Origin of the sequence: Leptospira limi (assembly GCF_026151395.1) — a bacterium.
Lineage (GTDB): Bacteria > Spirochaetota > Leptospiria > Leptospirales > Leptospiraceae > Leptospira_A > Leptospira_A limi.
This window is the reverse complement of sequence record NZ_JAMQPV010000007.1, coordinates 1-8,031: the sequence shown is the minus strand read 5'-3', so window position 1 is coordinate 8,031 and position 8,031 is coordinate 1. Positions and strand designations below refer to the sequence as shown.

The following is an 8,031-nucleotide window of genomic DNA, read 5'->3' as shown; positions in this document are numbered from 1 at the left end:
TCTATTTCAGTTATCGTCTTTCTCATTATTCTATTACTCTGCTTATTTTAAGCTCAGTTCTGTTTTACAAAGCTTTATTTGGGATATTTCAGCGAAAATTAATCTATAAGAAAGAATAGATTTTAATTACTTCTTACCAAAATTTTTGGCCTTGATTCTTTCTTAATTTTATCCTTTCCATACCATGGACACTGCAATTAACATACGCTAACCACTGCGCTTCGGGACTTTTGCCCTCGCTTGGCCTTCGGCACATAGGCTTCTGGCACTCCTCTTGCTCAAGCAAGCGTCGTGCCAGTCCCTAACGCCTCTTCGAGGCTCAGGGCCAGCCTACGTCGGTTAGCTAGTTCGTTATACGCCATGAGTAAAAAGTAACTATTATTAAAAAATGAATAAAATATCTGATGAAATAATTAACTTTTTAGAAACAGAAACAACGAGAACGATGTTGCTGAATGCGAATCGCTTAATTGACTTATTGGAAAATCCAAATATACCTCTTTTAGAATTTTATCCGAAATTACATGAAGCCTTAATTTCTCTTTATTTATCTGGTCACTTATTTGATTCTATTCCTTTAGTATACTTTAATGATGAAAATAAAATAGATGATGATAAATATTTTGAAAATTTAAATTGTTCACTTATTTCAAACTTGAAGGAAGAATCTTTATATTGGGAAATCTTCGATCCAACTTATTCTGAAAAAAACGGAAAGCCTAGTCCTGGATGGGAAGAAGAAGACAAAATCCCAATTCAAGGATGGTTAGATGATGATATTTCAGATATCTATCATGATGTAAAAACTCAATTAACAAAAATTGAGTCTATGGAAAGTAACGAAATAGTAGAAGATGGTCTTTGGAATTTAAAATGGAGCTTTATTCATCATTGGGGAAAGCATTGTATTGATGCACTAAGATATTTGCATTATCTTATTTATGATGGCAAAAAGCATCCTATTTAAAAAATTACTCACGGCGTATAACAGCACCTAACCGCTTCGCTTCGGCACTTACGGCCTCGCTCGGTCTGCGACACATAGGCTTCTGGCACTCCTCTTGCTTGTGCAAGCGTCGTTCCAGTCCCTAACGTCCCGTTCCGGGACTCAGGGTCAGCCTACGTCGGTTAGGCTAGTTCGTTATGCGACAGTCGTTAAATTCCAATGAAAATTAATAAAATATATGGAAAAATTCGAAGACTGGTTACAAAACCATTTTCATTTTTAGTTCCATTAAATAAAAGGGAAATAGCCCTTTTAGATCATAACTTTGAATTCTATAGAATTCTTTCTAAAAAAGATAAGAAAAAGTATAATTCTCTAATTAAACACTTCAAACTCTCGAAATCGATAAAATCCACACCAGATATTACTTTAACGAGATATCATAAAACTTTTCTCGCATGTGCTGCCGTAAGACTAATACGAAGAATTGGTTTGAGACATTATGATTATATAAATAATATTATAGTTTTTCCTGACAAATTTGAAACTGAGGAATTTCAATTTAAAATTGACGGAGTTACTGGAGAAAACGGAAAAATTGGTTTATCTTGGAAAGCTATTATCAGAGGAATATCCGATTCAAATGATGGTGACTGTGTTATTACTCATGAATTTGCACATGCAATTGACCTTCTTTACGGCGGTTTTGATGGTATTCCACAATTAAACTGTGACAGAGAAATTATTAACTGGGAAAATCTGATTATAAAAGATTTCCATCAATTAAAGAATGAAGTTAAACACATATTCTACAATATTGAAGATGAATCTGAATTTTTTGCATATCTAAGTGAATATTTCTTTGAAAATCCAAATCATTTCAAAGAAAAGTTGCCTAAAATCTTTGATCTATTTAATAGATTTTATCAGGAATATGATTTTAATCAATAACGACCGATCGCATAACAGCGGCTACTCACTTCGCTTCGGCACTTCGGCCTCGCTTGGGCTGCGCCACATTTCCCTCCTGGCATTCGTTTGCATCCGCAAACTACATGCCAGTCCCTAACGTCCCGTTAACGGGACTCAGGGTCGGGAAACGTCGAGTAGCCTAGTTCGTTATGCGAAATGTCTTAAAAATTTATTAAATTCTAACTTAATATAATTTTTTAAAAAATTCTTTATAATTGACTTTAAATAAATCTTATAAACTAATTATCAAATTCAAAATGAAGCAATAAAACACAGGAATAGGAACAAAGAAAAATGGAAAAAATAAAAAAAATAATCCTTTTTGGTGCACTCAGTTTATTAAACAATTGCTCTGAACCAATCAAAGCAATATTTGACATTAACCAATTAGTAAATGCCAATATTGAAAAGGCCAACCAAGTTCTTGGTAAACCAGAAAAATCTGAAAAATTCACGCAACAGCCATGTGGAAAGGATAATTGTTTTCTTAATGTTTACCTTAACAATCAATTAGAAATTATTTTTCTAAATGATAAAGTGGGAAGAATTACTTTTACACCGAAAAATAAAATAAAATTTAAAGAAAATTCAATTGAATATTTAGGATTAAAACCATTAAAACCGACAACTGAAACTAAAAATGTGTTGAGATGGGATAATTTCTATAATTTACAAGAAGTAGCTGTATTCAAAATGAATAATGATTATATTGATTATTATCTAATCAGAGTAACCTTTTAAAAATCGATTAATTTTCAAATAAATCTTCTAAAAATAAGACACTTCGCATAACAGCGCCTTAACGCTTCGCTTCGGCACAAGGCCTCGCTCGGTCTGCGACACATAGGCTTTCTGTCACTCGTTTGCATCCGCAAACTACGTGCCAGTCCCTAACGTCCCGTTCGGGACTCAGGGTCAGCCTACGTCGTTAAGGCTAGTTCGTTAATTGCAATTAGTTGATCCTTAGAAGACAACGCGCAAATTTTTTTCATGAGGGTGTTGTCGATTCAAGCTTTGAAAGAGAACAATTTCAGCTGATTTCTCCACGAAAGTTCTGTTTGTAATTTACGCTTTTAAGATTTAAGAGAAAAATTTGCGCTCGCTTTTGTTGACCTTTCGACATAAATCTTTTATTATAATAACTAACTGCAATTAACATACGCTAACCACTGCGCTTCGGGTCTTGCGCCCTCGCTTGGCCTGCGGCACATAGGCTTCTGGCACTCCTCTTGCTCAAGCAAGCGTCGTGCCAGTCCCTAACGCCTCTTCGAGGCTCAGGGCCAGCCTACGTCGGTTAGCTAGTTCGTTATGCGTAATAGCCAAAAACCTATGAAACGAATAATAAACTTAATTCTAATTCAAATTTCTTTAGTTTCATGTATGACGATGCATTTAAATTATCGATTATATCCTCAAACAATTCAAACTTCAATTTCCATTGATTCAATTACCGCATTGGAAGAAATAGACGAAAATTCTATAAGAATTCAGATTCCCAAATTAAACAAAGATTATATTTATGACAGTTGCTATTCCTTTAAATTTAGAGATTTCTTCTATTGTAAAATTGATTCAAATAATACTAGTAAGTTTCTTAAATTTGAAAATGATGTGAATTATCTCATTTCTGGAAAAAAAGCCTTCATCTATTATGATAGAGATTTTGCTTTTATTCATTCCAATTTAAAACAAAATTTCTATTCTGACAGCAATGGACAATTTGGATTTCCAAAATCCATTTCGATCTCTGAGGATGGTCTGTCCAGATTAATTACTTATTATAAACCCAGACCTGATCTTAATGATGTTTGTTATCATGAAAAATATAACCCTAATTCCAATTCATTTGATTTTAAGGAAGATTGTGATCGAATCTCTACCAAAAGTAAATTCTTTCCGATGAAAAAAGTAAAATTACCTAAATCAATTTACATAAATATTGTCGAAGATAAATTCTATAAAAAGGCAAAATCTATATTCATTTCTCCAAATTATAATAAGTCTATTTGGCTTAATTTGGATTATTTTACTGAAAAAAAATTAGAAAATCCTAACATTTTACTTTATTTACTTTACCCTCCTTTTATTCTTTTTGATATAATTACCTTCCCTATTCAAATCTTTGTCGTTCCTTTTGGTAAAACTGCACTTGGTTAATACATTCTGGCTACTACGCATAACAGCAACTAACCGCTTCGCTTCGGCACTACCGGCCTCGCTCGGTCTGCGACACATAGGCTTCTGGCACTCCTCTTGCTTACGCAAGCGTCGTTCCAGTCCCTAACGTCCCGTCGGGACTCAGGGTCAGCCTACGTCGGTTAGTCTAGTTCGTTAGCCGCAATGTTCGAATTTTATTAGGAATAAAAAAAATAATAGAAATTTTAATCTTTTTACAATTAACTTCTTTCATAAACAATGATTCTATCTTATATTTTGAAACCTATTCAGGGAATATCCATTTCTTCTCTTATCTTAATTCTCTGTTATTGTAATATAAATTCAAAAAAGCAAAAAAAAGAATTTTTCTTAAATTATACTATTTACTTTGACGAAGGTATTGAAAACAAACAAGATGTTCTCAGTTTCATTAGTAGCATAAAAACAAAAGATTGCACTAATTTTCATAAACTAATTAAGCATGATTATGTTTATAATGTTCAGGATGCATCATATTTATTCTTTTTTGACCAGGACAATAATTTCTACCTTGATATTGATAAAACTATTAGTATATGTGATTTTTTATTCGAAGAAAAAGTATATTTCAATGTTATAAAAACTTATGAAGAAAATTTATACAATACATACTATGTGTATACATTAACCCAAATTATGCAAAATACCGAAGAAATAATCGTTCATTTGCATTTAGATACAAACACAAAAAAAACTGAAATGTCAATTACGCTTTATCCTTCCAAAGAAATAATGAAATATCCAATAATTTCGATGCTTTTCATATGCGAATCAAAATCATTTTCAACTTGCTATTTAAGAGAAAGCAATACTGATATGATTCATAAATAATTACATTTGAATAATTTTGTAATTTCTCAAAAAACCGTGATACAAATTTCATAAGTGAAAAACAATAACGAACACTGCGGCTAACAGCACCTTAACGCTTCACTTCGGCACAAGGCCTCGCTCGGTCTGCGACACATAGGCTTCTGGCACTCCCCTTGCCTGCGCAAGTGTCGTGGCCAGTCCCTAACGTCCCGTGCCGGGACTCAGGGTCAGCCTACGTCGCTAAGGCAAGTTCGTTAGCCGCAATGCACATAATCTAAATTTTAATTCACAAAACAAAAGAGGAAGAAAATGAAAATAACAGAATGGTTACCAGAATTTCCCGTTTCATCAGAAGACGACGTAGATTTAATGAAATATTTCATTAATACATCTCATATTAAAGAATTATTAACAACTCCAAAATGGATGATATTAGGACGAAAAGGTACCGGAAAAACAGCAATCTACCGCTACTTACAGTCAACTGATTTCTTATCTAATAAGAAAAAACTTTGTATTCCGTTGAATTTTAGAGAATACCCGTGGCCTACACATAAACTGTATAAAGAGACAATGGAAGGTGAAATTAATGCTTACTACAAAAGCTGGCACTATTTAATCACAGTACAAACATTATCTAAATTCATAAACCATCTAGAAAAAAATGGAGAAAAATTATCAGGAGAACTAAGCAAAGCTAAGCAAATTATTCAAAAAATTTATGGGTCACCATTACCATCTTTAATTGAAGTTATTAAAGGGAAGTTATTTCGAGTTCAAAAAATTGAATTACCATCTGGTGAAATAGACGATTTTTCAGTATCGGGTGGGAATATTTCATTTGAAGACGCCTCTAAAAGTGAAGAGCTAATTTCAAGTTTAAGATCAAATGCCTTTTCAATTCATAATTACTTCGAGAAAATATTGAGCAAGTATATAAACGATTATGACCTTTATGTTACCCTGGATCAACTTGATGAAAACTGGCTAGAAAGCGAAATTGAAGATTATAGCAAAATTCTTGTAAATTTGGTTACAGTTTGTAAATCAATAAATTCCGAAAGCATCACTTCCAATAGAAAATTAAAATGTATACTCTTCTTAAGAACTGATATTTATGAAACTTTAAGATTTAACGATAAAAATAAAGTTTATCAATCTAGTGCTATTGAAATCAAATGGGATGAAAAAAGTCTTAATGAAATGTTCTTTGAACGGATTAAAAAGTATAAGCCGTCTAATGTAAAAATTGAACCGAAGTTAAAATCAGATTCAGTCTTCGAAGTAAGAAAAGTAAAAAATGGTGCAACACCGTTTAAACATATTTTACGGAGATCATTTTATCGACCAAGAGATGTTATTGTATATTTTAACAATATTAGAAAGGAATTTATTTCATCAAAAACTGGACTTTATACCTCAAAGCAACTTTATGCAGCAGAAAACGGATTTTCTTTAAGCATGTATCGTGAATTAATTGATGAATGGGCAAATCAAAAACCAGAAATAGAAAAATACTTAAATATCTTACAAAATATTTCGACTCAGAAATTCGATTACTCTGAATATACAGAAGGTTACAATAGCATTTTTACCAATTCCCAAAAAGCTGAAATAGATAATAGTTTGAATTTCTTATTTCAAAACTCTATCATTGGACAAAAAATTAACGCAAATTGGGAGTATATCTGTACAAATCCTCATATGCAAATTAATTATAATACTGAATTTAGAGTAAACAATGGTTTGACCAAAAGATTAGTATTAACTGAAACAAGAGCTAAAAGAAAATTATAACTGTGCCAACGTGCACAGCGGCTAACAGCAACTAACCGCTTCGCTTCGGGACTTGCGCCCTCGCTCGGTCTGCGACACATAGGCTTCTGGCACTCCTCTTGCTTGCGCAAGCGTCGTTCCAGTCCCTAACGTCCCGTTCCGGGACTCAGGGCCAGCCTACGTCGGTTAGTCTAGTTCGTTATACGACATTTTCAAAAAGGATTAATTTAAGAGAAATAAATGAACATCAATAAATATAAAAAATCAATTCTGTTTATTTTCTCTTCCTTCTTATTCATTAATTGTATTTCACATTCTAAATATGAAACTTTTCAACCAGAATCTGATAATAATGAAGTTTCAAAACATAACCTCACCTTAGATTTTAAAAATTTTGATGAGTTCCCTCTATTGATTGATATTCAAATTAAAAATATTAAGTATTCTGATAGCAATACTATAGTTTGCGGGGAATTATCAAAGGAATATCACTTTAAATTTGGAAAAAGTCCAATTAATGTGAATTTGGATAATGGTAAATATTGTGTAAGAGTTTTTGTACATTATAATACATTTAGGCCTTATCAGAAAAATTTTAAAGCCGGATTAATACTAAACTTAAATTCTGATAAAAATTGTCTCGAACAACCTAGGCAAGCTTATGACTATATAAACAACTTTAATTGTCCTTTTCTCGATCTCAGTAATTCTGCAAAAAGAATCATTTTTTCAAATAATAGTTCCGATAGAAATGACGAAGCAATTGCAATAGTTACTTGGGGACTGACATTTTCTTCTATTACTAGACCACCTCCAATTTTATACATTGCGCCTATTCCAATGTTTTTTTCCGGATATATAACAAAATTAAATAAAATTGAATTTGAAATCCGCTAATCTTAACTATTAAATTGAAAACGTCGTATAACAGCACCTTAACGCTTCGCTTCGGCACGAGGCCTCGCTCGGTCTGCGACACATAGGCTTTCTGTCACTCGTTTGCATCCGCAAACTACGTGCCAGTCCCTAACGTCCCGTTGGGACTCAGGGTCAGCCTACGTCGTTAAGGCTAGTACGTTATGCGAAATATTTTAAAATATAATTAGGAAACCAAAAAATGAAAAAAAATAAGAAGAATTTTCAAATACTAGTTATATTTTTACTTCTATTACCCTACCAAATATTTTCAGAAGAAAACATTGAAACAAAAGTTGAAGAACAAAACCGAAAAAAACTTCATATATATTCAACTCCTTATACTTTAAATAGATACAAATACAGTTCTTTTAGAACAAGAACGGAAGATTTCGATTTAAACGTACTTTTGG

7 protein-coding genes and 1 pseudogene are annotated in these 8,031 nt (G+C 32.6%); all 8 read left to right on the top strand.

Annotated elements, in window-relative coordinates:
* Window positions 1-388 precede the first annotated feature (388 nt).
* Window positions 389-967: a DUF5063 domain-containing protein gene (locus ND812_RS18210; RefSeq protein WP_265376733.1), complete on the top strand. Its 579-nt coding sequence runs from the start codon at window positions 389-391 to the stop codon at window positions 965-967.
* Window positions 968-1,165: 198 nt separating this feature from the next.
* Complete coding sequence (locus tag ND812_RS18205; protein WP_265376732.1) at window positions 1,166-1,897, top strand: M90 family metallopeptidase; 732 nt, start codon at window positions 1,166-1,168, stop codon at window positions 1,895-1,897.
* 315 nt (window positions 1,898-2,212) lie between these two features.
* Window positions 2,213-2,659 carry a hypothetical protein gene (locus ND812_RS18200; protein WP_265376731.1) on the top strand — a complete coding sequence of 149 codons (447 nt, stop codon included), beginning with the start codon at window positions 2,213-2,215 and terminating at the stop codon, window positions 2,657-2,659.
* A 588-nt stretch (window positions 2,660-3,247) separates the two neighbouring features.
* A complete protein-coding gene (locus tag ND812_RS18195; RefSeq protein WP_265376730.1) occupies window positions 3,248-4,075 on the top strand; it encodes a hypothetical protein in 828 nt (275 codons plus the stop codon).
* 276 nt (window positions 4,076-4,351) lie between these two features.
* Window positions 4,352-4,945 carry a hypothetical protein gene (locus ND812_RS18190; protein WP_265376729.1) on the top strand — a complete coding sequence of 198 codons (594 nt, stop codon included), beginning with the start codon at window positions 4,352-4,354 and terminating at the stop codon, window positions 4,943-4,945.
* Window positions 4,946-5,236: 291 nt separating this feature from the next.
* Window positions 5,237-6,724 (top strand): P-loop ATPase, Sll1717 family, encoded by a 1,488-nt coding sequence (locus tag ND812_RS18185; protein ID WP_265376728.1) that lies wholly within the window; start codon window positions 5,237-5,239, stop codon window positions 6,722-6,724.
* Between the two features lie 219 nt (window positions 6,725-6,943).
* On the top strand, window positions 6,944-7,600 hold the full coding sequence (locus tag ND812_RS18180; protein WP_265376727.1) for a hypothetical protein: 657 nt from the start codon (window positions 6,944-6,946) through the stop codon (window positions 7,598-7,600).
* A gap of 220 nt (window positions 7,601-7,820) precedes the next feature.
* Window positions 7,821-8,031, top strand: a pseudogene (locus ND812_RS18175) (hypothetical protein); the annotation flags it as partial.

What these genes read in the sequence shown, in the direction of transcription:
- ND812_RS18200 (WP_265376731.1), top strand. Translation starts at nt 2,213, where the DNA reads ATGGAAAAAATAAAAAAAATAATCCTTTTTGGTGCACTCAGTTTATTA.
- ND812_RS18185 (WP_265376728.1), top strand. Translation starts at nt 5,237, where the DNA reads ATGAAAATAACAGAATGGTTACCAGAATTTCCCGTTTCATCAGAAGAC.
- ND812_RS18195 (WP_265376730.1), top strand. Translation starts at nt 3,248, where the DNA reads ATGAAACGAATAATAAACTTAATTCTAATTCAAATTTCTTTAGTTTCA.
- ND812_RS18180 (WP_265376727.1), top strand. Translation starts at nt 6,944, where the DNA reads ATGAACATCAATAAATATAAAAAATCAATTCTGTTTATTTTCTCTTCC.
- ND812_RS18210 (WP_265376733.1), top strand. Translation starts at nt 389, where the DNA reads ATGAATAAAATATCTGATGAAATAATTAACTTTTTAGAAACAGAAACA.
- ND812_RS18205 (WP_265376732.1), top strand. Translation starts at nt 1,166, where the DNA reads ATGAAAATTAATAAAATATATGGAAAAATTCGAAGACTGGTTACAAAA.